The organism is Pseudomonas sp. CF161 (assembly GCF_000416215.1).
GTDB lineage: Bacteria > Pseudomonadota > Gammaproteobacteria > Pseudomonadales > Pseudomonadaceae > Aquipseudomonas.
This window is the reverse complement of the sequence record NZ_ATLP01000033.1, coordinates 55,356-80,632: the sequence shown is the minus strand read 5'-3', so window position 1 is coordinate 80,632 and position 25,277 is coordinate 55,356. Positions and strand designations below refer to the sequence as shown.

Annotated in this window: 21 protein-coding genes; 8 read left to right on the top strand and 13 right to left on the bottom strand. The window is 52.8% G+C overall.

The features are described from left to right. Positions 1 to 41: 41 nt before the first annotated feature. The 3 genes from CF161_RS03195 to CF161_RS03185 all read right to left on the bottom strand — a co-directional run bounded on the left by CF161_RS03195 (position 42) and on the right by CF161_RS03185 (position 3,707). Complete coding sequence (locus CF161_RS03195; protein WP_052027194.1) at positions 42 to 1,382, bottom strand: FAD-binding oxidoreductase; 1,341 nt, start codon at positions 1,380 to 1,382, stop codon at positions 42 to 44. A gap of 2 nt (positions 1,383 to 1,384) precedes the next feature. Next, positions 1,385 to 2,803: an amino acid permease gene (locus tag CF161_RS03190; RefSeq protein WP_043228512.1), complete on the bottom strand. Its 1,419-nt coding sequence runs from the start codon at positions 2,801 to 2,803 to the stop codon at positions 1,385 to 1,387. 181 nt (positions 2,804 to 2,984) lie between these two features. Next, on the bottom strand, positions 2,985 to 3,707 hold the full coding sequence (locus tag CF161_RS03185; RefSeq protein WP_020295116.1) for an HAD-IA family hydrolase: 723 nt from the start codon (positions 3,705 to 3,707) through the stop codon (positions 2,985 to 2,987). 261 nt (positions 3,708 to 3,968) lie between these two features. Between CF161_RS03185 and CF161_RS03180 the strand changes: the two genes are divergently transcribed. Further along, on the top strand, positions 3,969 to 4,313 hold the full coding sequence (locus tag CF161_RS03180) for a cupin domain-containing protein (RefSeq protein ID WP_043228505.1): 345 nt from the start codon (positions 3,969 to 3,971) through the stop codon (positions 4,311 to 4,313). A gap of 145 nt (positions 4,314 to 4,458) precedes the next feature. Further along, positions 4,459 to 5,319, top strand: a complete 861-nt coding sequence (locus tag CF161_RS32015; protein WP_256206320.1) for a LysR family transcriptional regulator — start codon at positions 4,459 to 4,461, stop codon at positions 5,317 to 5,319. 197 nt (positions 5,320 to 5,516) lie between these two features. Here the strand turns inward: CF161_RS32015 and CF161_RS32010 are convergent, their stop codons facing one another. The 10 genes from CF161_RS32010 to CF161_RS03135 form a co-directional block, all read right to left on the bottom strand. Further along, positions 5,517 to 5,630, bottom strand: a complete 114-nt coding sequence (locus CF161_RS32010) for a hypothetical protein (RefSeq protein ID WP_156882646.1) — start codon at positions 5,628 to 5,630, stop codon at positions 5,517 to 5,519. 343 nt (positions 5,631 to 5,973) lie between these two features. Then, a complete protein-coding gene (locus CF161_RS03175; RefSeq protein WP_020295113.1) occupies positions 5,974 to 6,828 on the bottom strand; it encodes a DMT family transporter in 855 nt (284 codons plus the stop codon). A 91-nt stretch (positions 6,829 to 6,919) separates the two neighbouring features. Beyond that, on the bottom strand, positions 6,920 to 7,642 hold the full coding sequence (locus tag CF161_RS03170; RefSeq protein WP_020295112.1) for a haloacid dehalogenase type II: 723 nt from the start codon (positions 7,640 to 7,642) through the stop codon (positions 6,920 to 6,922). A 44-nt stretch (positions 7,643 to 7,686) separates the two neighbouring features. Further along, positions 7,687 to 8,016: a tRNA-binding protein gene (locus tag CF161_RS03165; RefSeq protein WP_020295111.1), complete on the bottom strand. Its 330-nt coding sequence runs from the start codon at positions 8,014 to 8,016 to the stop codon at positions 7,687 to 7,689. Positions 8,017 to 8,030: 14 nt separating this feature from the next. After that, a complete protein-coding gene (gene gabT / locus CF161_RS03160) occupies positions 8,031 to 9,308 on the bottom strand; it encodes a 4-aminobutyrate--2-oxoglutarate transaminase (protein WP_020295110.1) in 1,278 nt (425 codons plus the stop codon). A 194-nt stretch (positions 9,309 to 9,502) separates the two neighbouring features. After that, on the bottom strand, positions 9,503 to 10,918 hold the full coding sequence (gabP, locus tag CF161_RS03155; protein ID WP_043228502.1) for a GABA permease: 1,416 nt from the start codon (positions 10,916 to 10,918) through the stop codon (positions 9,503 to 9,505). A gap of 92 nt (positions 10,919 to 11,010) precedes the next feature. Continuing rightward, entirely contained in the window at positions 11,011 to 11,544 is a 534-nt protein-coding gene (locus CF161_RS03150; RefSeq protein WP_020295108.1) for a hypothetical protein, read from the bottom strand. 333 nt (positions 11,545 to 11,877) lie between these two features. Beyond that, complete coding sequence (locus CF161_RS03145) at positions 11,878 to 13,443, bottom strand: PucR family transcriptional regulator (protein ID WP_020295107.1); 1,566 nt, start codon at positions 13,441 to 13,443, stop codon at positions 11,878 to 11,880. A gap of 96 nt (positions 13,444 to 13,539) precedes the next feature. Next, entirely contained in the window at positions 13,540 to 16,452 is a 2,913-nt protein-coding gene (locus tag CF161_RS03140) for an FAD-binding and (Fe-S)-binding domain-containing protein (RefSeq protein ID WP_020295106.1), read from the bottom strand. A gap of 278 nt (positions 16,453 to 16,730) precedes the next feature. Continuing rightward, positions 16,731 to 17,768: an ABC transporter substrate-binding protein gene (locus CF161_RS03135; RefSeq protein WP_020295105.1), complete on the bottom strand. Its 1,038-nt coding sequence runs from the start codon at positions 17,766 to 17,768 to the stop codon at positions 16,731 to 16,733. Positions 17,769 to 18,482: 714 nt separating this feature from the next. On the opposite strand from CF161_RS03135, the gene CF161_RS03130 reads away from it, so the two are divergent. The 6 genes from CF161_RS03130 (at position 18,483) to CF161_RS03105 (ending at position 25,258) form a co-directional block, all read left to right on the top strand. After that, positions 18,483 to 19,601 (top strand): branched-chain amino acid ABC transporter substrate-binding protein, encoded by a 1,119-nt coding sequence (locus CF161_RS03130; RefSeq protein ID WP_020295104.1) that lies wholly within the window; start codon positions 18,483 to 18,485, stop codon positions 19,599 to 19,601. A 71-nt stretch (positions 19,602 to 19,672) separates the two neighbouring features. Continuing rightward, positions 19,673 to 20,584 carry a branched-chain amino acid ABC transporter permease gene (locus CF161_RS03125; RefSeq protein ID WP_020295103.1) on the top strand — a complete coding sequence of 304 codons (912 nt, stop codon included), beginning with the start codon at positions 19,673 to 19,675 and terminating at the stop codon, positions 20,582 to 20,584. A 31-nt stretch (positions 20,585 to 20,615) separates the two neighbouring features. Further along, complete coding sequence (gene livM, locus CF161_RS03120; RefSeq protein WP_371106504.1) at positions 20,616 to 21,869, top strand: high-affinity branched-chain amino acid ABC transporter permease LivM; 1,254 nt, start codon at positions 20,616 to 20,618, stop codon at positions 21,867 to 21,869. Continuing rightward, entirely contained in the window at positions 21,866 to 22,738 is an 873-nt protein-coding gene (locus CF161_RS03115) for an ABC transporter ATP-binding protein (RefSeq protein ID WP_020295101.1), read from the top strand. The genes livM and CF161_RS03115 overlap by 4 nt, the downstream gene beginning before the upstream one ends. Continuing rightward, positions 22,735 to 23,451 (top strand): ABC transporter ATP-binding protein, encoded by a 717-nt coding sequence (locus tag CF161_RS03110; protein WP_020295100.1) that lies wholly within the window; start codon positions 22,735 to 22,737, stop codon positions 23,449 to 23,451. Before CF161_RS03115 ends, CF161_RS03110 begins: the two co-directional genes overlap by 4 nt. Positions 23,452 to 23,782: 331 nt before the next feature. Beyond that, positions 23,783 to 25,258 carry an NAD-dependent succinate-semialdehyde dehydrogenase gene (locus tag CF161_RS03105; RefSeq protein WP_020295099.1) on the top strand — a complete coding sequence of 492 codons (1,476 nt, stop codon included), beginning with the start codon at positions 23,783 to 23,785 and terminating at the stop codon, positions 25,256 to 25,258. The last annotated feature ends 19 nt before the right edge of the window (positions 25,259 to 25,277 follow it).

The window sequence follows — 25,277 nt, the reverse complement described above, 5'->3', positions numbered from 1 at the left end:
AACTAAGGGGCTGCTCGGTCAACAGCCCCTTGGTTGGCGGGTTAGTAGCCGAGTCGATCAAGAAGCTGGTACCAGCCGGCGACCATCCTCACTCCAGGCGCGCGGAACGAATAGAATGGGATCGACTTCAATTCAGCTTCGGTGATCATGCCTAGGGAAGGCTTGCCACCTGTCACTACCTCTGCGACGTACTTGCCCATATTCGAAGCCATGGCAACACCCAGCCCGTTGTAGCCCATTGCATAAGTGGTTCTGGCATTCAAGCGGCCCAAGTGAGGAACTGCATCCAATGTCAGGGCCACCAGTCCAGACCAGCGGTGAGTGATCTTTACATTTTCCAGCTGTGGGAATTGCTTGCGCATTGCTGCTTCCAAGGCGCGGAATGCTGACTCGGAGTCGGACTTCCCGAAAGCGCCACGGCCTCCGTACATTAGGCGGTTACCGTTTTTACGGAACCAGCGCATCATGCGGCGGGTCTCGCTATAGCTACGCCCGTCATGAAGCGGTGTCGATACGCCCGCCAGATCCAGTGGCTCTGTCGCTATCATGGCGGATCTGAAAGGCACAATGGTTTTGGTTACTGCGTTCGTAGCACCGGTGATGTTGGTATATGCATCGGTCGCAATAACAATCTGTGAAGCATTGATCACGCCACCAAGCGTGTACAGCTTCACCCCATCACTGTGGTGTTCGATTTTAACGACTGGAGACTCCTCAAAGATGTCAACGCCGCAGTCTGCAAGGCCTCTGGCGATGCCGCGAGCGAAGTTCAGTGGGTGGATGGTGCCGCCGTGGCTATTGAGAATGCCGCCCCAAAAGTCCCTGGAGCCCGTTTCGTGATACATCTCGCCGGCATCTAGAACGCGCGTACTGGTGTCGCCAAATGTTTTGCGTACCCACTCGTTTTCTTGAACCAACGTGGCTAATGCGGTCTTATGGTGAGCGCAACGCATGGTGCCATTCTGTTGGTAGTTTGCGGCGGTGATTGAATAAGCGTCTATAAGCTCTTCAACGTGATCAACAGCTTCATGCGCAAGGTTGTACATGCGCCGAGACGCCTCCAAACCGAAACGGTTGGCGACATCAGAAAGAGTGACGCGGTATTTACCTTCCACAACACCGCCGTTGCGGCCACTGGCTCCCCAGCCGATTCTGCTGGCTTCCAGGATTACAGGCGAAAGTCCTTTCGCGGCAAGGTAACGAGCAGTGCTCATCCCGGTATAGCCGCCACCGATTATGGCTACATCGTACTGCAGCTCTCGATTGAGCGTTGATAGCTTAGGGCCGTCTTCCGCAGTTGCTTGCCACAGAGAGGAAATATCCGGGAAAGGAGGTTGATCGGATTCTTTCAATTGAGGTAGTGATTTGTGCACCGTGTTCATAGTTATGCCCTCGACATTGCAGTCTTTTTGGATGACTTCTTTTTTATCGTGCCCAATACTATCAATGCCAGTGCTAACAACGCAGTTGACGTTACTTCGCTTCTAAAGTTGGGTAGAATAAGCATCGTGATGATAACGCCTGAAATGGCGATAATTACTGCCCAAGTCATATAAGGATATAACCACATCTGACAAGCGCTATGGGTCTCGTTGTTTCGATTTCGTGCTCTCATGCGCAGCTGCGAAATTGCGATTACTAGGTATACAAGTAATGCGATAGCGCCTGAGCTTGAAATCAAAAACTTGAATACCGCCTCAGGAGCAAAGAAGTTTGAGGCGGTTACAATTAAGCCGACAATCGTGCTTCCGATAATAGCTGCTTTTGGGACGCCTTTGGTCGATGTTTTCTTGAAAATCGGCGGAGCATCATTACGTGAACTGAGCGAGAAAATCATTCGCGAAGAAATGTAGATGGAAGAGTTTAGGCAACTCGTCACGGCAACTAGAACAACCGTATCAACAATCAGTTTTGCGTAAGGTACGTGTAGCAGTTCGAGAGCTCGCTGATAGGAACCGTGCAGCGGAAGAAGAGGGTCATTCCAAGGAACCACCGAAATGACGATGAACATGGACCCCAGGTAGAAAATACAGATACGCCAGATTACAGAGCGTGTTGCCCGGGCGATCTGCTGCGCCGGATTAGAGGACTCAGCAGCTGCAATAGTCACCACCTCCGCACCGATGAAGCTGAACATGGTGGTCAACAAGGCGCCAATGACTGCGCCGAAACCATTTGGAATGAAACCACCGTGGTTTTGCGAAAGCGATACAACACCCGGCACCTCAACGCTAGGTACAAGACCCGTAATGACCGCTGCACCAAACAGGATGAATGAAACGATAGCCAAGACTTTGATGATGGCGAACCAAAACTCGAACTCTCCGTAGTTTTTGACATCAAACAGGTTGGTTATCGTGAGCAGGGCAGTTACAGACAGGGCGTAAACCCAGATGTCAAACTGAGGGAAGTAAGAGTTGAGAACTGCACCGGCTACGATAGCTTCGAGCGGAATGACCAGAACCCAGAACCACCAGTACAGCCAACCGATGGTGAAGCCGGCCCAACGTCCAATTGCTATATCGGCATAAGTGGAAAACGAACCGGTGTCGGGCAAAGCTACTGCCATCTCACCGAGCATTCTCATGACAAGGATGACGAGTATGCCTGCCATAATATAGGCGAGGATGGCTCCAGGGCCAGCAGCAGCGATAGCTTGTCCGGATCCTACAAAAATACCAGCGCCCAAAATCCCTGCGATGGAGATCATTGTTACATGGCGCGGTTTGAAGCCTTTCGCAAGGGAGTTAGGTTGAGTGGCAGTCGGATTGTGCTGGAATTGTACTGCTTGTTTTCTTTTCATTAGGGTTCCATATAGGTATTTATTTTTAGGCGCTATATATGGATTGCATGGTAATTCGTGTAGTTGCGTAAAGTTATTAGAGTGGTAAAGATATGCTGCCATCGGCGGGAACACTGATCCAAAATGATGTCTGTGATCAGTGTTTGACTGCTGTCACCCCCGTACTTTGCTGGGTGGGCTGTTACTTCTCCGACTCTACTGCAGCAGCGAGCTCTGCTAGAGTGGTGAAATGGAAGTCAGGCTGAGTTAGACCTTGTTTCGGTACTGGCGATCCTCCGAAGCCATCCTGTTCGAAGCGACGCTCAATCCAACTCACTGTGTAGCCGAGCTTCTTGGCGACACCGATGTCGTGGAACTGGCTTTGGGCAACGTGCATGTAGTCTTTCAGATGTAAGCCATGGGTACGCTGGGTGCCGCGCATGTAGGCGAAGAACTGTGGGTCTGGTTTACAGTTCTCGACATCTTCAGCTGTAACGACGTCGTCGAAAGGATCCTGCAGGGTTTTCGCCATCTCGCGCACAGACCAGTTGTCAGCATTACTGGCTGCGATTAGTCGGAAGTGCTTGCGCAGAGCCTTCAGGGCCTCAATGGAGTCCGGGAAGGCAGGCCAATTCGAGATAGAGAAGCGCAGACCTTCAACGTCCGCTTCAGCACTAGATAGGCCGAATTCGGTTGCCATGATGCGATATATGTGCGGCAGCATCGAGGTGAACGATACGCCGGGAGTTTCTTTGTGAAGACCTGTTTCCGCATTTGCAAAGCTCACCAGAATTTGCTCATCGGTCAGGTCTCCGCGACCGGCTTTCTCAGCAAGAGGGCGGATGTAGTTAACAACTCCTTGCTCGAAGTCGATCAGAGTACCAACGACATCAAAAGTCAGAACTTTATGCTGTTTCAGTTTCATTTTGTTTCCAACATGGTGGTGGTGTGTTGGGGTAAATGTATAACAATGCTTCTATTTCGAAAATTGACATGTTGTCATGCGGGTATCGAATTTTGTCATGGCCTGTGTTAACTGTTTTGAGTGAGAATTGAGTGGTTGCGACTTGCAACGCTTTTTCATCAACTAGGTAGGTTTTCTGGATTAATGGTGTTCGCACAGTTTGGTTTGGATGGTTCTGTACTGTGTTATTACTTAAAGCCATAACAAAATGAGGTAGTTGTAATGAAGGTACAAAAACTCACCAGCCCAACTCAAATGTCTGGGCTGTTGCATTGGGGCGAAGTAGGTCTTCCAGATTCTCCAGTAGTGAGCGTTTCAGGAACCAAGGTTGAAATCGGTGGTGAGTCGGTTGATACTGGTGTTTTTGAATGCACTCCGGGTAGCTACCGCCGCTCTGTGAAGGAAGCAGAGGTGATGCATTTCCTCCAAGGCGCGGGAAGCTTTACACCAGATGGTGAGAAAGCCCTTGAATTCGGCGTGGGTGATACGTTCTTTTTTGAAGCCAATACGCAGGGTACTTGGATTATTTCTGATGTTATGCGCAAGCTTTATGTCATTCTGAAGTAGCTATTGTGACCGAGCGTTGTAGCCATGGCTTTCGGCATTGATTTGGCCATTTCGACAAACGTATCTAGTTAGGCTCGTAGAGCGTGACGCTCGGTTTATATTGCATTAAAATTTAGCATTCACGATTGACAGCATGGTGCTAGTGATGCGATTGGATATAGATTCCTTGCGGGCATTCAAAGTAGTACTTGAGCTTGGAGGAGTCACTCGGGCCGCAGAAAAACTTTACTTAACTCAGTCTGCCGTAAGCCATAAAATCTCTCGCCTGGAGGAAAAGCTAGGGCGTCCGATTTTGTGTAAAGGGCCTCAGGGTTTGATGCCCACTGCTGAAGGGGTGCAGCTGTTAAATTTTGCGAGTCGTCTGGTAGCGATACATGATGAAGCAGTCGAGTTCTTTAAACGTTCCGATTTGTCTGGTGAGATTAGATTAGGAACGACTGAAGATGCCATTGATAGCAAAATGTCAGCTGTTTTTGGACGTTTTCGACGTTCTAATCCCCTCGCTTCGATGCATATTAGGGTCGCTCAGAGTCTGCTGCTAAATGAATGGTTGAATACGTCTGAAATAGACTTGGCTATTCTACAGGTTTTTGTTAATCAAAAAGTACCTGGCGATACTGAGTTATGGCGTGAGGACTTGCTTTGGGTTGAGTCCATCAATCATCCATTGATATTCAATAGCTGCGTACCTTTCGTCTCTTTTGATAAGAATAGTTTTTATGGTCTTGCTGCAAAAAATAAGTTGGAAGAGGTTGGGTTGAAGCTTGAAAACGTAGTTGAGTGCCCAAGTCGGGAGGGGGTGAAAGCTGCTGTTTTGAATGGGCTTGGCGTTACACTTCTTAGTCGAAGAAATTTAACTGAGGGCTTGACTGAAGTAGCAGGGGGGTTGCCAAAGTTGCCCCAGGTTTGTCACGTGCTTAGATCACATCCCGCTGCTGGAGGTCCATTGTTGAGAAATTTAGTTGATGCGGTACTTAACGAGTTTTTGGAGGCGCCACTTTGCTGAGTTTGAATTTATACTAAAGAATATGAGTTTGTTGGGGGTGATTTTTTGAAGGAGACCAAAGCTGTACAGTAGTGAGTTTAATTCCTGCGCGCTGAAGGAAATCGCCTCGTCAGTGGCATCGAGCGATGTTTTGAATCGCTCGGACTCCAGGCATTTTAGTCAAAGGCAGAATCCATTGCTCTCCCAAGACAAAATTTTCACCGGTTGTGGGCCTTGTTGAGAAAGACGAAAAGCCTCTGATCGAATACTGCTACCTTTATATCCAGTTCAATCAACGCTGTGAGGCCACCGGTGGATTCTCGGAACTCCACGGGCTTGGGGTAGAGGTAGACTTTTTCGACTTTTGGCGTTAGGACGCATCATGGCGGCGCTGGCTCCTGAGAGAATCGGGATTACAGCAGCATCTGGAGTTAGCTAAGTGCGTTGAATGTGGGATTTATGGAGCGGTTACTTTGATCGAATCCCGAATCCCGAATCCCGAATTACGCCTTAGATCTTGGCATTGCGGCGGTTGGCATAACTCGTGCCCTGGCTTTGCAAGTGACTATCTCGTCTGAATGCGGAGCTGAAGGGATGAAGCTGACAGCCGAGTTGAGTGAGGCAGTACTGGTTACCATCAGCATCAGGTCATCCGCCAGAAAGCGGCGGGGGGGCTCACTTGCTTTTCTGTGACATCACCATGGAAACGGTAACCAGAGCAGCACCGACCCAGATATACCATTGCATCCCAAGGCCAAGGTACAACGCAAGAAATGCGGTGGAGAGAACAGGCGTTGCGTAGCTCAAAATGGCTACGTGTTCGTGGTTCGCTTTTTTCATCGCGTAGTCCCACAGGTAGAAAGCACCTCCCATGGGACCTAGCCCCATATACAAAATGGCAGCCATTTCTTGCATGCGTAGCGCAGGCCATGGATTCGTGCTTTTGAATACCGCAAGACAAACCACACCCGAAACAATGCAGAACAGTCCAACGGACGCGCTTTGAACGTTAGGGTATTTTTTTGCGACAAGCGAATAGCCTGCCCAGAGGAATGCTGACACTAATGCCAGACCATAACCGACCCAGTCGCTGCCGCTAGGCATTTGGTGAGGGTTGCAACTGATGATTGCACCAACAAAGCCAATGCCACCGGCTACCAAGCTTCGAGTCGAGGGCCTGCCGTGCGGTACTACGATGGGGGCCAGAATTACGATCAGCACCGGCCAAAGGTAGTGAATGAGGCTGACGCCTACAGGCTCTGCAAGTTGCAGCGCATAGAAATAGATGACGTGGTAGGTAAGCATGCAAAACGTACCGATCACGAACAACGACACAGGCATCGCCCAGGCGCGAATCCATGGCAACCCGATAATGCCGCCAATCAGCAGGGCTGCTCCAGTGATGAACAGCGGATTGACGTTTGCGCAGAACGTGACGCTAACCGCCAACGTGCTCCAGATAATCACCGCACCGATAGCGCAGAGCATATTGATCGGGATTCGGAACGTCGATGTAGTGGAGTGTGACATTTGAGTCCGCCGCCAGGTTCGTTAGAAAGACATAAACCCCTAAGAAGGGGCTTATGTTTATGGAGCGCTCTGAAGCCTTTGCGCTGAAAGCTTAAGCCTGCGATGCTTTTTTATGGGCTTCGACCATCTCAGCCATCGAGTTAAAGCGGAACTCGTAGTTTGGCATTTTGGCTGGTACGTGAGTGGCGCCATAGCCTTCTTTGCCGTGACGACGATAGATCCATGCAGATGCCAGGCCCGCTTCGTTTGCCGGGATATGGTCGTGATACAGGCTTTCTGCTGTGTGCAGAATGTCCTTCTTCTGGATGCCTGCCTTTTCCAGAGCATCGATCATGAAGGTGAAGTTGTTCGGGTTAGGTTTGTATGAACCCACATCCTGCGCGGTAATGATGTGATCAAACTCGACGCCCAGCTTAGCGTTGCTCAGCTTGAATTCATTCCGATCGATGTTCGACAGAATCACCAGTTTGTAGTGCTGCTTCAGGTAGCGCAGCGCCTCAACCGAGTCCGGGAAAGCCGGCCAGTTTTTGACAGAGGTACCGAACTCTTCACGCTCCTGGGCAATCGGTTCCAGGCCCCACTCCTTGGCAATACGGTCGTAAACCGCGCGCAGAATGTCCTGGTACAAGGCACCCGGAGTTTCTGTTTGTTGCGGCGACTCGTTACGGCCGAACACTTCCAGCAGTTGATCGTCGCTGAAGGTTTTGCCAGTGCGCTTGGCAAGAGGTTGAAGGGCGTTGACGATGCCGGTTTCCCAGTCGATCAGGGTGCCGTAGCAATCGAAGGTCAGCGCTTTATAGTCAGATACTTGCATCTTTTATTCCTGCTTTATTGGTTACGTTGGTGGCGAAGAATTTGTTAGAACACTTTGCTGCCCAAGGGCGTCGCGCGTTCAGTAGTCAGGTACACAACTGCACCTGCTTCGGATTCGGAGCCGAGCATTAATACCTCGGAAGTGAAACCGGCGATCTTTCTTGATCCTAGATTCACAGCGCAAACGACTTGCTTACCAACCAAGTCTTCGGGCTGATAGTGCTTGGTGTACTGAGCGCTTGTGGTTTTCTCTCCAAGCTCTCCGAGGTTGATCCAGATCTTGTAGGCGGGCTTGTTGGCTTTTTCGTTCAGCTCGACTCGGACGATCTCTCCGATCCGGATATCCACACTGTCGAATGCTTCAAAAGGCGTCATGTCGGGCTCCTTTCTTACTGATGAGCTGCTTCAAGAGCGCGTCCGAACATCAGCAGCGCCTCGGCAACATCCTGCTCTGAAATAACCAGTGGGCAAAGGAATCGAATGACGTTTCGATAAACACCACACTTGATGACAAGCAAGCCTTCTTCACGAGCCGCGTCAATGATTTTTTGAGCGATGGCTGCGTCGGGGGCTTTGGTTTTTTGATCGGTCACGAACTCCACTGCACACATGGCGCCAATGGCTCTTACGTCGCCGATGCTTTTGAAACGGCTTTCGAGTGCTTTCAAGCCATCTTGCAGTTGAGCGCCAATGGCTTTACTACGCTCCAGAAGATTCTCGGTTTCGAAGATTTTGATGACCTCCAAAGCAGCGGCGCAACCCAGAGGGTTACCGCCATAGGTACCGCCCAAGCCGCCAGGTAGGGGCGCATCCATCATATGGGCTTTACCAACAACGCCGGAAATGGGAAGGCCGCCGGCGAGGCTCTTGGCAACGGTGATCAAGTCCGGCTGAATCCCGGAGTGCTGGAATCCAAACATAGTCCCGGTCCGACCAAATCCGGTCTGGATTTCGTCACAGATCAGAACAATGCCAAGTTCTTCGGTTTTCTTGCGCAGAGCTTTCATGAACTCGACAGGCGCGGCCAAAAAACCACCGTCGCCTTGTACAGGCTCGATGATGATAGCTGCGACGCGGTCGGCGGCGATCTGTGTATCGAACACTTCTTGCAGAGCGGCCAGAGCCTTTTCTGAAGTCACGCCGCGGTATTCGTTAGGGTAAGGCGTGTGATAAATATCCGGCGCGTATGGGCCGAAGTTTTGACGATAAGGTTGGCTCATGCCGGTCAGGGTCATTCCCATCAGGGTGCGGCCATGAAACCCGCCACGAAACGCAATTACACCAGGACGACCGGTGTAGCCCCGGGCAACCTTGATCGCATTTTCTACAGCCTCAGCACCCGTTGTCAGGAATACTGACTTGTAATGGTCATTGGGTGCTACCAGCTTGTTCAGTTTCGCGGCCAGATCGATGTATTGATCGTAAGCAGCAACCTGAAAGCAGATGTGCGAAAAATTATCCAACTGCTTGCGAACGGCCTCGACAACGCGAGGGTGGTTATGGCCAACGTTCAGAACTCCGATACCTCCCACGAAGTCCAGGTACTTTTTGCCTTGGTCGTCCCAGATGTAGGCGCCAGCAGCACGGCTTACAGTGATCGGGTGAGCGATAGCAATGCCATTTGAGACATGTTGGTTACGCAGTGAAGCAGTGTTCTGATTACTCATTGGGTTCACCTTCTTGTGTCAGTGTGTGAATCCTAGGAAGAAATCGTCTCCACCTCTATCTACTCAAAGTAGGATAATTGTGGTTATTGGTACTGTTTTTAGTAGGATTAAAAAACGCTTTTTTTGACCAGAAAAAAAGCCCGGACCGATTGAGTCGGTCCGGGCTCTTTAGATTGTGAAGTCTGCGCGCGGCGTTAGGTGTGCACCTCAGGTCTCCAGGTTGTGCGTGTTTCACGGCGTTTGACCGCGAACCCAGTTGCAACGATTGCCAGGGCCAGCCCTGCGGTGGCTAGAACTTCGCCTTGGTGAGCGGGGAGGGTCAGCATGAAGCCAAGTGCCCCCACGATAAACACGATGACTGCCCAAGTCAGCCCAGGATAGAGCCACATCTTGAAGTCCAGGGTGTGGCCATGCGCCAGCAGTTTTTTGCGCATGCGCAACTGGGATACAGCGATGACCAGGTAGACCAGCAGCGCAACGGCGCCTGATGTGGCAAGCAGGAAGGAGAAAAGTTTTTCGGGGGCGAAATAGTTGATGATCGTTGTCACGCAGCCGATGATTGTGCTTGCAATGACCGCCTGGCGTGGGACTTTGGCGAGCGTGGTTTTCTTCAGGAATTCGGGTGCTTCGCCTCGTTTTGCGAGTGAGAAGAGCATGCGCGAAGCGGTGTAGATTGCCGAGTTCAAACAGCTCGCAACCGCGACCAAAACCACGATATCGACAATGAATTTTGCGTGAGGAATCTGGAGATATTCCAGCGCGCGCTGATACGAGCCCACGGTGGCCAAGGCTGGGTCATTCCAAGGCACGATGGACACGATCATGAAGATGGACACCAGGTAAAACAAGCCAATACGCCAGATTACCGAATTGGTTGCGCGGGCAATCTGCTTGCTCGGGTTATGAGACTCCGCGGCCGCGATCGTGACGATTTCCGTGCCCATGAAGCTGAACATGGTCGTCAACAATGCGCCGAGGACTGGGCCGTACCCATTAGGGGCAAACCCACCGTTGCTGCTGACCAATGCCCCAAAACCGCTCAATTCTGTATTTGGAAGGGCGCCAACCAAGGCAATTGCGCAGAGCACGATGAAGGCAATAATTGCCACTACCTTCACCAGTGCAAACCAGAACTCGAACTCGCCGTAGCGTGCCACGCTATAGAGGTTTGTCAGTGTCAGTCCGCAAGTAATTGAGAGTGCGAACATCCAGGTATCAATCGCCGGGAACCAGCTGTGCAAAATAGCGGCAGCTGCAATTGCTTCAAGTGGAATGACCAGGACCCAGAACCACCAATACAGCCAGCCAATTGTGAAGCCGGCCCATGGGCCAATTGCGCGATTTGCATAAGTGGAAAATGACCCGGTGTCTGGCGACGCTACCGCCATTTCGCCCAGCATCCGCATCACCAGTACGACCAGCGTACCTGCGGCAAGGTAGGAGATCAGCACGGCGGGCCCTGCGGCGGCGATGGCGTGACCAGAACCAACAAACAAGCCTGCACCAATGACTCCCGCAATAGAGAGCATCGTAACGTGTCGTTGTTTGAGGCCTGGTGCGAGCGAGCTGTTCGCCTGGCCACCGACCTCTTTGTAATGACTTTTTGACATATGTTCACCCGTTTTTATTTATTAGGCAGGTAGTAATGTTCACGTGTAATAGTGAGGGGGGCTGTGTTTTTGTTTTTGGGATATGGGAGCAATTACTGCGGGCAAGCCGCTGCTGTAATAGTCGCTAAATGGGGCTTGGGGTCTTCACAAATGCTCGTCAACAGCGGCTCTATTACAGGAGCGTTAAGTAGTTCTGCGAGCGAGTCTGCTGTGTCCTGTTGAGGAGCGGACGCTCTTCCGCTCATCCACGTAAGTTCGTTATGAGTAACGATAGGGATAACGCTCAGTGCGGCGAGAGCCTGGATGGTTTTCAAGGTTTGAGCGATTCCATATTTATGATTGCCATACGGACGTTCGATCATGAGTTGCGCGCAGGTCAAGCCAGCCGTAGTGAGCCTTGCGACCCAATGGGCAATCATTTTGGTTTGGCTCGTGAGTGCTGTGGGGGAGGCGACAGTACGGTAGTAGGCTCCTTGGGTGGGGGCGTGGATCACGATGATCGGTTTGATGCGCCGCTGAATGAGCTCATTCAGGCACTCGTCGCATTCATTGAATGCCTCGTGGAACAGTTCATTGTTAAAAACGAGACTATGTTGATTGATCTTGATAATGCCAAGCTCACTCATGTTCGGCCTCTTGGTTTGTTTTTATTGAAGGTCTAGACAACCGGCGATATAGCATCGGTAATTGCGCAAGGGCTTTCTTCCGCTTCAACGTGTCAATGGGGGAATGCTTCGTCCTATGTTGCATAGGACGAATGTGGTGAAGCGCAACGAGTCTGGGCTCGGCAAGAAAACTACCTGCGCTTCGATCATGCTGCGCGCTACGCAGAAACAGGCTCGTGCGAGAATCCGATCGTAATGCTCATTTACAGCCAGTAAAGTCGAGAGCGACTCCAGTCGTTCCTCGTTCTGTTTTTGCCTTGCCTGATCTTTGCTCGGCGAGTTTTCGTACGGACCCTAGTCTTCGCTGATGAGCCTATACATCTCCGCGGCAACTTGAATTTGAAATCGATCTTCGGGTTTTTCCAGTGAGATCCCCAATATCGTTTCAATGCGTGTGACACGATATCTCAGTGTGCTGATGTGGATGTTCAAGGCTTTCGCAGTGTTCAACAGTTGAAACCCTTCATTGGATAGGGTCGTGACAGTCTCGATGAAAGAATTGCCTCGTTTGGGGTTGGCCAACGGATAGATCAAACGCTCCAGCAGCATGTTCCTTGCATCAGCATCACCCATAAGCGCTCTGGGGAACAAAACCTCACTAAAGCTGTGAAGGCGTCCTGGCCGTAGCAATGGCAAGAGCGCCTCGACATCTTTGGCGCCTAACGACATGCCGAGCGTACCTCGGTGAACTCGGCTAACAGCCATTGCGCCGCCGTCCTGTTTCATGACTTTCCATATCGACTCGGGAAGTACTTCAGCGGGAAGCAGAAAGCTGACCTGGTTCAGTGAAACGGATAAGAGGGCTGGAACTCCCATTTCCTGCATCAGCGAGGAGACGCGTGAAGCACAGCGTTTGCGTCGGTTGAACCCGTCAAGGCTGAGAGGAATGGGTTCGTCCAGAAGGATCAGGCAGACCCTGTAGTCGCGGTTCTCGCTCCATCCCGACGCCTGTGCTCTTTCGATGGCGCTGGGTGTTGCGGAGAACTTGCCTTCCAGCAAGCCCGCGACGAAGGCGTATCCCAACCTCATCTCTTGATCGGAAAGCTCGCGCTGGTGGGTCAAATGTAGTGCGGCGATTACGGCTGCATGCTCAACCGCTTTTGAGTCCAGTTCCTCAAACCCATCTGTTTCGCTTTCCAGCCAGACAATACCGGTGATCTCGCCCGGCAAGCGTATGGGGCTGCCGAGGCGATGAGTTTTCAAGTATTCGCTTGGAGCAAACCGTACCGGCTCGTTGCTTTGAAAAACCTCCGCCAGGGATTCCCGCGCGGTGAGGTGGCGTATCAGGGCGCGCTCCTCTTTCTCGATCCAGTGTGCTGAAGAACCGCCAAGTAATGTGCCCGACTCTGAAACAATAAGGACTTCTTTTTCCAGTGCCTTGCTCAGGGCGCCTGCCAGGCTTTCGAGGTTGTTTGCCTGTATGGCCGCGTTGGTCAATGTGCGGTGAATCAGATCGGATCGGCGAATTATCTCTGTCTGAATGTTGATGATTCTCGCCAGAACGTCGTGTGTGATCTCACTGAAGGGGACCTCCCAGGGGAGCTCCAGCAGGGCAAAATTGCACCGATTAGCTTCTTCGATCGCTTCTGCCGGGAAGTGTTCTCGAAAGTGAGGCACAGCAAGGACTACACCCGCCAAACCTATGTCGCTCAGGGTTCGAATGAGCTCTCTGCTGGCCTGGTCCTCGGCAGGCCAGTTGTAGCCCGTAGTCAGAAGAAGTTCCCCTGGTTTTAGCCAGTTAGTGATCTCCGGGTGATCAACAATATGCACCCAGCCGATTTCGCGGTGTAGGGCATTCTGACCCGCAACTACAGTGGCTTTGGAGAGGACTGTCTGTTCAAGGGCTGTGGCGAGGTTCATGGCGGGCCTTGTGCGGATAATTTTGAGACGGTCACCGAAATTTGCGATCCGCTTGCATCAAGCGGATGCGTGTTTTCTCGAGCCGGGCTAATCGCCTCAGTCTCGCAGGACAGTCGCCAGGTACTCGGCCAAGTGCATTGGCTCGCGTGCGCTGACATTTCGAATTTGTCCGCGACAGCTGAATCCGTCAGCGATCACCACCGAGTCTTCCGGGATTTTGTCCAAGTGTGGCTTGAATTCATTTTCGCCAATAAGTTTGGCGATTGGCGCGCTTTTTTTATGATATCCATATGCCCCTGCTACGCCACAGCAACCCGCAGGAATGACTCCACCTTTGTCTCCCAGCTTTTTGAGTATCGACTGCTCGGCTCCGAGGCCTCCGCATGACTTTTGATGGCAGTGACCGTGAATTCTCAGGTCGTCCTCAACCTTTGGCAGCTCAATACCGTGATGCTTGATGAGCTCGCTCAGTGTCATCAATGACGTGGTCATTTGCTTGGCCCTGTGATCATCAGGGAAAAGACTCGGCATCTCGTCACGGAATACAGATAAGCAGCTGGGCTCCAATACAACGATTGGCATTCCTTTGCTGAGGGGGAGGGCGAGTTGCTGCAGGATCATCTCCAGGTTCGCTTTTGCCAGGTCGAGCATGCCGACATCATAGTAGGGGCGACCGCAGCAAACATGCCGCTGCATGAGTTTCACACTGAAGCCCAGTCTTTCCAGTACTTCTACCCCAGCTTCCAGGACGGCCGGAGTGAATCCATTGTTGAAGCTATCGACCCAAAGCAAAACCTCTGTTTTGTGCTGGTTATCCTGGTCCTTAAGCAGGCGCTTTGCCGTTTTACCTGAGCGGAAACTTTGGCGGGCAATTTTCGGGAACTTCACATCGGCCGCCAAGCCAAACAGCGACCCTGCTGCTCTGAAAATCGGGTTGCCCATTGCGTAGTTGAGAATCGGTGAAGCTTTGGTTGCCACCGGTAGCCAGTCGCCGATGCGCCCGATCATGAGGTCCATGAGAGAGCGTGCATACTTCTGGTAGTGCCGGTACAGAAATTCAGTCTTGTAGCGTGCGATGTCGACATTGGTTGGGCAGTCTGACTTGCACCCCTTGCAACTTAGGCAAAGATCCAGGGAGTCCTTGATTTCTTTGTTGTTCCAGTCGTCCTGGATGACTTCTCCATTGAGCAGCTCGAAGAACAAGCGCGCGCGGCCTCGGGTGGAGTAGCGCTCTTCCTTGGTCGCCCGGAAACTCGGGCACATGGTTCCACCTTCGAGCGAGCGGCATTTGCCCATGCCGATGCAGCGCTCGGTTTCTCTGGCGAAACCAAGGTCGCCCAGGCGAGCATCGTAGGTGAATAGACTTTTGACTTCTTTGCGCTTGTAATCGGGCCCCATGCGCAGGTTTGCGTCGACCGGCATGGCATGAATGAGTTTGCCCGGGTTCATCTTGTTCAGGGGATCCCAAATGGCCTTGAAGTCGGCCAGTGCCTGCATGATTTTTGGGGAATACATAATATGCAGATACTCCCCTTTGGCTTGTCCATCACCATGTTCGCCGGAGAGCGAGCCGCCGTAACGAACGACAAGATGTGCGGCCTCATCCAGAAAGGCTCGCCAGTTATCGATACCGTCTTTGGATTTCAAGTCGAAGGTGATTCGAGAGTGAATACAGCCGTCGCCGAAGTGCCCGTAGAGGTTGGTCTTGTAACCATAGCTGGCAACCAGGCTTGAAAATTCGCGCAGATATTGGCCCAGCAGGTGAGGTTCGACGGCAGCATCTTCCCAGCCAACAGTAGGGTCTGGTTCATCGGGGTTGAGCCCAAGGGAGGTTGCAGATGCTCCTGTTTCACGGATCGTCCAGAGACGGTTCATAAGACTTGGGTCTGTTACCAGCAGGGCGCTGGGTTTTCCGGGCAGTTGTTGTGCAATATCCCTTGCTCGAGTTGCGGCTTGGAGTACCTCGGCGTCCGTCGTGGCACCAAACTCCACCATCAACCATGCATTGCCCAGAGGTAACTCGGCGATATCGTCAACCTTCATGCCGCGCTCTAAGAGGCCGCCGATAATGCCGTCGTCCAGTCCCTCCATTGCTATGGGTTCCAACGGTAATAGCTGGGGAACCGAGTCTGCCGCCAGGAAAATATTCTCATAACCGAAAACTACAAGAAGGCGATGAGTTGGGTTTTTGACGAGAAGGGTTTCAGCTTGTAACACTGTAACGCAGGTGCCTTCGACGCCCACCAGTGCCCGGGCAATGTTGAATCCATTCTCCGGAAGGAGTTGATCCAAGTTGTAGCCGGAAACGCGTCGCTTGATCGTGGGGAAAATGCCTCGAATTTCATCGCCGTAGTCATCAGCCAGTTTTTTAAGCTGCTGAACGATCTCTGCGCGTCTGCCCCCTGCTTGCATATGCTCACGATATTCAGCCTCGCCTGTAGGGCCGACCCAAAATCTCGCACCGTCATACGTGAGAATTTCCAGGCGCTCGACGTTTTCGACGGTTTTCCCGGCCATGACCGAATGGGCACCGCATGAGTTGTTTCCGATCATGCCGCCCAGAGTGCAGCGGCTGTGTGTAGCAGGATCGGGACCAAAAGTAAGGCCATGCTTTGCGGCAGCGCTCTTGAGTTGATCGCAAATCACACCTGGCTCAACGCGAGCTATCCGTTGTTGCGCATCAATACTGGTGATCTTGTTCAAGTATTTTGAGGTATCGATGATCACGGCGGCGTTGACCGACTGCCCACACATCGAGGTGCCCGCTCCCCGGGGCAGCAAGGGCAGGTTTGCCTCCTGACAAAGGCGCATGGCCGTCACAACATCTTCGATGGATTTGGGAACGACTACACCAATAGGCAGTTGACGATAGTTGGAGGCCTCGGACGCGTAGATGGCCCTTGTGGCGGCATCGAAACGAATTTCTGCACTCGTTTGCGCCTCCAGTTTAAATCGCAGCTTCATCAGCACGTTCAGGTCGATAATGGATGCGGCGGTACTGGATGTCATAAGGCTGCCTATTGTTGTGTTAGCGGCTACACGGTAATCAAATCAAGCCAATAGCTCCGGCGCTAACCGAGCTATCTCAGGGTGCTAACTCTAATCAGATTGGTATCTGGGCCATACCAACTAAAAATAGGATAAATATGGGTATTTATCCTATTTTTAGTGCTGGTCTGGTTGGGGGCAAGGAATAGTGAGGTGCAGCTCGGAAGGTGGGGATGCAACTGTTGTTGGTGATGGCCAGCCATCACGCTGCGCATTGATGGCTGGCGCGCCCTGATGGTTCAGTCTCGGCTTGACCAGGCGACGAATTGCTCTTCCAGTGCTTCGCCATGCTCAGCCCAGAAGGCTACGTCCATTTGCAGTGCGTTCTTCATGTTCTCCGGGTAGGTTGGCAGCTCAGATACCAGTTTTTTATCCAGCATCACTGCTGCCGCCGAATTTGAGGGGCCGTACGCCATTTTTTCGGTGTAAAGCTTTTGCTGTTCGGGCCGCATTGCGAATGAAATGAAATCGTATGCAGCATCGATATTTTTGGTTCCCTTCGGAATGGCCCACTCATCGAACTGGTAGAGGTTTCCGTCCCATACAATCCCCAGTTTGGCGCCGGACTCTTTGGCGGCGTGGATGCGGCCATTGTAAGCAGAGCTCATTACTACATCGCCGGCGATAAGGTATTGAGGGGGTTGAGCGCCGGCTTCCCACCATTGGATGCTTGATTTTATTTCATTGAGTTTGTTGAATGCCCTATTAACGCCTTCTGGGGTGGCGAGCAGCTTGTAAACATCGGCGGGCTTCACGCCATCTGCGAGCAGTGCAAACTCAAGTGATCCTCTTGCGGATTTTCGAAGGCTGCGCTTGCCCGGAAATTTTTTAAGATCCCAAAAATCCTTCCAGCCCTTGGGGGCTTCTTTTAGCTTTTCGGTGTTGTAGGCAAGGACATTGGACCACACAAATATTCCAACACCGCACTCGCTTTTTGATCCTTCCACCAAGGGCTCTTTGATACCTAGGCGACTGTAGTCCAGCGTTTCAAAGAGTCCGTCCTCGCATCCGCGAGCGAGATCGGTGTCTTCCACGTCCAGGACATCCCATGAAACGCTTTTTGTATCAACCATTGCTTTGAGTTTGGCCATCTCGCCATTCCACTCGCCCGCAATAATCTGTTTGCCGGTACTTGCTTCGTACGGCTTGTAGAACGCCGTGACTTGAGCGTCTTTGCTTGCGCCACCATAGGAGATGACGGTAAGGCGCTCGTCTTTTGCATAGCTCGTTGTGGCCACGCAGCTGGCGATGGCAAGTGTCAGTATTTTAAGTTTCATTAAGACGCTCCCAACAATGCTTTAGTTGTTTGTATAAGTTGAAGGGCAGGGGGTCATGCTAAGAAGGGGTGGGGCGAGAACGGACTGAAAGCAAGAAGTGGATGGCCGCACCACTGCTCGCTCCGGCTGCTGTTGAGTTTTTGACGTTATCGGGCAGCCGTCGTCATGCTAGGTCGTTGTCGTGGCGGATTAGCACCTATTTGAAATAGATGTTTTCGTCTCGTAATTCCTACTAAAAGTTGATGGTGAAAAAGCGCGAGCGGCTTAGTTGGTGGCGCGTTTTCAATCGTCTATACCTTGATGGCGGGGCCTGGCGAGTGGTGGATGCTGGTGGTGAAGTTCTCTTTGGTTGCGGGGCAAGGTGCTGCGGCGACAAATCGGAAAAGCCCTCTCAAATATCCTACTTCAAGTGCATAGAGCTTCTGCAAGGCGGCGATTACGATCTTCGCAACGGAGCGTTCCCCCCCCTTTTGGCATGCCTTTCAGGTGAGTGCCGGCGCGCTGTGGTCGTTAAAACGCGACTTAAAACAATAAAAATAATAGAGCCACTTGAGGGTGGTCTCTGGCTTCTTGATGCAACGCTGCCAATTCTGAGGTTCGACTTTATTTTAGGTTACTGAGGTGTGCTGCTCTTTCGCGGAGTGGCTTCCTTCGGCCTGAATAAACCGGCCTATAACGCGAAAGCCGCAAGTTAACAATAATAGAGGCAACAGAATGAAGAAGAGCATGCATACACTATCGACCCGTCTTTCTTTCGCTATTGCAGTGGCTTTTTCAGCGCATGCCGTTGCCGATATCAAAATCGGCGTGGGAGCCCCTTTCACCGGACCTAACGCTGCATTTGGTGACCAGATTTGGCGCGGTGCCGCGCAAGCCGCGGCGGATATCAATGCCAGCGGAGGGGTGAATGGAGAAAAGATTGTATTGGTCAAGGGGGATGACGCGTGCGAGCCGAAGCAGGCCGTAGCCGCCGCGAATCAGATGGTCAACGTTGAACACGTGGTCGGAGTTATCGCGCATTACTGCTCCTCATCGGCCATCCCTGCTACTGAGATATATGACGAAGCTCAGATCATTGCCATTACGCCAGCAGCCTCGAGTCCGAAGCTTACTGAGCGCGGTCTCCCCGGTGTATTTCGTATGTCGGGTCGAGACGATCAGCAAGGCCAGGTTGCAGCGGATTACATTGCGCAAAAGTTGAAAGCCAAATCCGTTGCGGTCATTCACGACAAGGACACGTTTGGCCAGGGCGTGGCAGACACCACGCTGCTGGCGCTGAAAAATCAGGGCGTTCAGGCAGTTGTCTACGAAGGTCTTACTCGTGGTGAGAAAGACTTCAATGCAGTCGTCACCAAGATTCGATCCTCCAAGGCCGAAGTCGTCTACTTCGGTGGTTGCCACCCCGAAGCGGGCCCGTTGGTGCGCCAGATGCGTGAGCAGGGTTTGACAATTCCCTTTGTCACAACCGATTGCACGGTAACTGACCAACTGGTCGCGACTGCCGGCGGCAAGCAGTACACCAAAGGCGTGCTCATGACGTTTTATCCGGATCCACGCAAGCTTGCCAGTGGCAAGGATGTGGTCGCGAAGTTCCGGGCTGAAGGCTATGAGCCTGAAAGCTACACCCTGTTCTCTTACGCCTCAGTACAGGCCTTGGCAGCCGCCTTCAAGGGTGCGGGCACCACTGACGGCACCCAGGCGAGCGAGTGGCTCAAGTCCCATTCGGTGGATACCGTCCTGGGCAGCAAAAGTTTCACTGCGCAAGGCGACCTGAAGGACTCGCCGTATGTCATGTACGAGTGGGATGCGGACGGTCATTACAGTCAGCTTTGATCTGATCTGTGCGGCGTGCAGGCCAGTCTATGGCCTGCACCTCCATCGCCCCAACGTGCAGGAACTCGTCAGTGGATACAATCATTCAACAACTGATCAACGGCTTGACCCTCGGGTCGGTCTACGGCCTGATCGCCATCGGTTACACCATGGTTTACGGCATCATCGGCATGATCAACTTTGCACACGGTGACGTGTACATGGTGTCTGCCTACCTGGCAGCAATCGCCATCGCCCTCCTGGGTTTTTTCGGCGTTCATTCCTTTCCGTTGGTGATTCTCGGCACCCTGGTTTTCACCATTGTGGTGACTGGCGTATACGGCTTCGCGATTGAGCGCATTGCCTATAAACCGCTACGAAATTCAACGCGACTGGCACCCTTGATTTCAGCGATCGGCATGTCGTTGATCCTACAAAACTACGTACAGCTTAGTCAGGGTGCCAGGCAGCAAGGGATTCCCACGATGCTCGACGGGGCTATTCGTCTGCATCTGGGAGACGGCTTCGTGATGCTGACCTACACGAAGCTTTTCATTATCGCAGCGGCCATCATTGGCATGCTGGCGCTGACCTTCATTATTCAGAACACCCGTCTGGGCCGCATGTGCCGTGCGACGCAGCAGGATCGCAAGATGGCACAGATCCTGGGCATCAATACTGACAGGGTCATCTCCTATGTGTTTGTCATTGGTGCGTCGATGGGCGCATTGGCGGGTGTGCTGATTACCGTCAACTACGGGACGTTCGATTTCTACGCAGGCTTCATCATTGGGGTCAAAGCATTCACGGCTGCGGTGCTGGGCGGTATCGGTTCATTGCCGGGAGCCATGCTTGGCGGGCTGATTCTTGGCGTGGCAGAGGCGCATTTCGCAGGGCTGGTGAACTCCGACTTCAAGGACGTTTTCTCGTTTTCCTTGCTGGTGCTGATCCTGATCTTCCGTCCTCAGGGCCTGTTGGGCCGTCCTCAGGTAACCAAGGTGTAATGCCGTGAGCACAACTTCTGATTCCCTCAATGTGAAAAAAAGTCTGGTAGATAGTGTCTTGGCCGGCTTGATAGCGCTGATCGTATTCGGCCCGGTGGTTGGCGTGGTTCTACAGGGCTACGACTTCAACCTTCGTTTTGACCGTGTGGTGTGGATGGTGGGGGCTGTAATGGCCGGTCGGCTCCTGCTGAGCCTATTTCTACAGACCTCAATGGGGCTTGGGGTGCTGGAGAAATTTGAGCATACCGGAGGGGGTGTCGGCGTGTATCCGCCGGGTTATCGCTCGCAGATACGCTGGATCATCCCGGTGTTGATCCTGCTCGCGGTGGTCTTCCCGTTCTTTGCCAACAAATACCTGCTGACGGTAATGATTCTTGGGTTGATCTACGTGTTGCTCGGTCTGGGTCTGAACATTGTGGTGGGGCTGGCGGGCTTGCTTGATTTGGGTTTTGTCGGTTTCTATGCCATTGGCGCGTACGGCCTGACCATGGGCTACCAGTACCTCGGGTTGGGCTTTTGGAGCATGTTGCCCATTGCGGCGCTGATGGCGGCCTTTGCAGGGATGATTCTGGGCTTCCCGATACTGCGAATGCACGGCGACTACCTGGCCATCGTCACCCTGGGTTTTGGCGAGATTATTCGCCTGCTGCTGACCAACTGCGTGGGGCTCACCGGCGGTCCTAATGGCATGACCGCACCGTCGCCAACTTTTTTTGGCCTGGAGTTCGCTCGTCGGGCGAAAGAGGGTGGGGTGCCTTACCACGAATTCTTTGGCGTCGCGTACAACTCCGATATGAAGTTCCTGTTCATCTACGCGGTGTTGCTGCTTGTGGTTGCGCTGGTGCTTTACGTCAAGTATCGCCTGACGCGCATGCCGGTTGGCCGCGCGTGGGAAGCCTTGCGCGAAGATGAGATCGCTTGTCGTGCGATGGGGCTGAACCATGTCCTGGTCAAGCTTTCAGCCTTCATGATTGGGGCATCCACGGCTGGTATTGCCGGTGTTTTTTTCGCGTCCTATCAAGGCTTCGTGAACCCGACGTCGTTCTCGTTTTTTGAGTCGGCATTGATCCTCGCCATCGTAGTCCTGGGCGGTATGGGTTCGACCGTTGGTGTGGTGATTGCGGCGTTCGTATTGACCATTGCGCCTGAGCTGCTTCGCAGCCTTGCGGAATACCGAGTGCTGTTATTCGGGATTCTGATGGTGGTGATGATGATTTGGCGTCCGCGTGGGCTGGTTCGCATCAATCGCATCGGTATTGCTCCACGCAAAGGAGTCGCGCCATGAGCGACAACATTCTCTCGGTCAACCGCCTGATGATGCACTTCGGCGGCATCAAAGCCCTCAATGACGTCAACTTCTCCATCAAGCGGCATTCGATATCCGCGCTGATCGGCCCGAACGGTGCTGGGAAAACCACTGTATTCAACTGCTTGACCGGTTTTTATGCCGCGACAGGCGGCAAGATATTGCTCAATGCGCAGAACAAACAGACCGACGTGATTCGGATTCTGGGGGAGCCGTTCGCGGCAGATGACTTCGTCAAGCCACAGCAGTTCGGTTCACGCCTCTGGTACAAAATGTTTGGTGGTACGCACTTGGTCAACCGTGCAGGCCTGGCCCGGACCTTCCAGAACATACGACTGTTCAAGGAAATGACTGTACTGGAGAACCTGCTGGTTGCTCAGCACATACTCGCTCAACGCAGCATGCTTGCGGGCATCCTCAATACACCGGGTTATCGCCGAGCCGAGAGCAAGCTGATCGATACGGCGTTCTATTGGCTGGAGGTTGTCGATCTCGTCGAGCATGCGAATCGGCTGGCTGGTGAGCTGTCTTATGGGCAGCAACGTCGCTTGGAAATCGCCCGTGCCATGTGTACCGGACCTGAGCTGATTTGTCTGGACGAGCCTGCGGCCGGTCTGAACCCGGCGGAAACCATTGCGTTGAGCAAGATCATTCGTCGGCTGCGCGATGATCACTGCCTTACTGTGCTGCTGATCGAGCACGACATGGGCATGGTCATGAGTATCTGCGACCACATCATTGTTCTCGATCACGGGTTGGTCATCGCTCAGGGCGGTCCTGGCGTTATCCAGAACGATCCCAAAGTGATTGCGGCTTATCTTGGTGCTGATGAAGAGGAAATGGCATGAGTGCCCAGATTCTTGCGTTCAAAGACGTTGATGTGCATTACGGAAAGATCCAGGCACTGAAGAAGGTGAACCTGCATATCAATGCGGGTGAGACGGTGAGCCTGATTGGTGCCAACGGTGCGGGCAAGTCCACGCTGCTGATGTCGATTTTCGGCCAGCCTCAAGCCAGTGCAGGGCAGATCATTTATCAGGGGCAGGAGATTACGCGCAAAAGCACTCACTTTGTCGCGTCCAACGGTATCGCCCAGTCGCCGGAGGGCCGGCGAGTATTTCCGGACATGACGGTGGATGAGAACTTGCTCATGGGCACCATCCCTATTGGCATGGAGCATGCCGATGAGGATCGTCAGCGTATGTTCGAGCTTTTCCCACGACTCAAGGAGCGCCGTAATCAGCGATCCATGACCATGTCCGGGGGCGAGCAGCAGATGCTCGCCATCGCCAGAGCGCTTATGAGCCGACCTAAGTTGCTGCTGCTGGATGAGCCTTCACTTGGTTTGGCGCCGATTGTGGTCAAGCATATCTTCTCGACCCTGCGCGAGCTCGCGAAGAGCGGCATGACCATCTTTCTGGTCGAGCAGAATGCCAACCACGCGCTCAGGTTAAGTGATCGAGCCTACGTGATGGTCAATGGAGAGATTCGTATGACGGGCACAGGCCAAGAGCTTCTGGGTAACGATGAGGTAAGGAGCGCGTATCTGGGAGGGCACTGAGTGCAGTTGACGGGGCGCGGACGACTTGAGCCGCGCCTTTTTTTTCAAGCGGCTCGTTTCGTTTTGTGTGGGTTGCTTTCCTTCTCGAAGTACGAGTAACCCCCTTCTTTTTGCGTTCTTTCGTAGGTGTGACCTCATTATCACGAACCCTATTATTGGATTCGTGAAAGGTCTACGTCGTGACCGATGGTCCATGAAAAAATGAGCGTGCTGGCGCCGCTAATAAAGGGTGTCGGGAAATACCAAGGGTCGCTTATTTATTTATCAACTCTTAACTAAGCGCGCAAACCGTTAATTACGTTGTGTTTTTTTCGAGTGTGTTGGAGGAATAATGTCGTTCAAGATAGATAATGAAGACCTGCTGCTTCAGAAGAACTTTATCAATGGCGTCTGGTGTGCGGCTAAGAGTGGTAATACCTTGCCGGTGGTCGATCCAGCAACGGGTGAGCTTTACGCCACCGTTCCTGACAGTGGTGCCGACGACGCCAGGGACGCAGTTGAGGCCGCCGCTGTCGCCTTTGAAACCTGGAAGAAAGTTCCTGCAAAACAGCGTGCCACTATTCTGAAACGCTGGAATGATTTGATCATTGCAAATGCTCAGGACCTTGGAAAAATCATTTCCTCCGAGCAAGGTAAACCCTTGGCTGAAGGCGTCGGCGAGGTGGCCTATGCCGCCAGTTATGTTGAGTGGTTTGCCGAGGAGGCAACACGCGCCAACGGCGAGATCATTCCAAGCCCTGCGGTTGGACGCCGGATGGCAGCACTCAAGGAGCCGATCGGCATTGTGGCCGCCATTACACCGTGGAATTTCCCGGCTGCAATGATCGCTCGAAAAATAGCACCAGCGTTGGCAGCTGGCTGCACAGTCGTTTGCAAGCCGGCCGCGGAAACACCGCTGACCTCCTTGGCGCTGGTCAAGTTGGCTGAGCAAGCGGGCGTCCCGGCAGGGGTGCTTAATATTGTTGTCACGGCGCAGTCGAAGGAAGTGGCTGATGTATGGCTCGATGACGCGCGTGTGCGCAAGATCACCTTCACCGGATCGACGCCTGTCGGCAAGCACCTCGCCCGAGAATCGGCGGGCACGCTGAAAAAACTGTCGCTGGAACTCGGCGGTAATGCGCCCTTCATCGTATTTGATGATGCAGTGCTCGACGATGCGGTCGAAGGCCTGATGGTCGCGAAGTTCAGAAATGGTGGTCAAACCTGCGTATGCCCTAACCGCATTTACGTCCAGGCCGGTATTTACGATGAATTCGTTCGCAAGCTCACGGCCCGTGTAGCCGCGTTGGTCGTGGGGCCTGCCACAAATCCTGCGTCGCAGATCGGTCCAATGATCAACGCAAAAGCCATCGACAAGATCGAAAGCCATGTCAATGACGCCGTTGAAAAGGGCGCTCGGATCACCACCGGCGGCAAGCGTATCCAATCTGCCGAATGTGTCGGCCCTACTTACTACGCACCTACCGTATTGGTCGATGTCGACAGGTCTTCTAAATGCTTCCACGAGGAAACCTTCGGTCCTGTAGCGCCCTTGACCAAATTCAACACCGAAGAAGAAGTCTTGGAGTGGGCCAATGCCTCGCCGTTTGGATTGGCTTCCTATTTCTATACCAATGATTTACGCCGGGTCACGCGAGTTTCAGAGGCTCTGGAGTGCGGCATTGTTGGTATCAATGAGGGCGCCATTGCGGCAGAAGCGGCTCCGTTTGGTGGCGTAAAGGACTCTGGCTATGGACGCGAAGGCTCCACCCACGGACTGGAAGAGTACATGCACATCAAATACACCTGCCAGGGTGGTCTGGATTAATTCCTGACAAGTGAGGAGT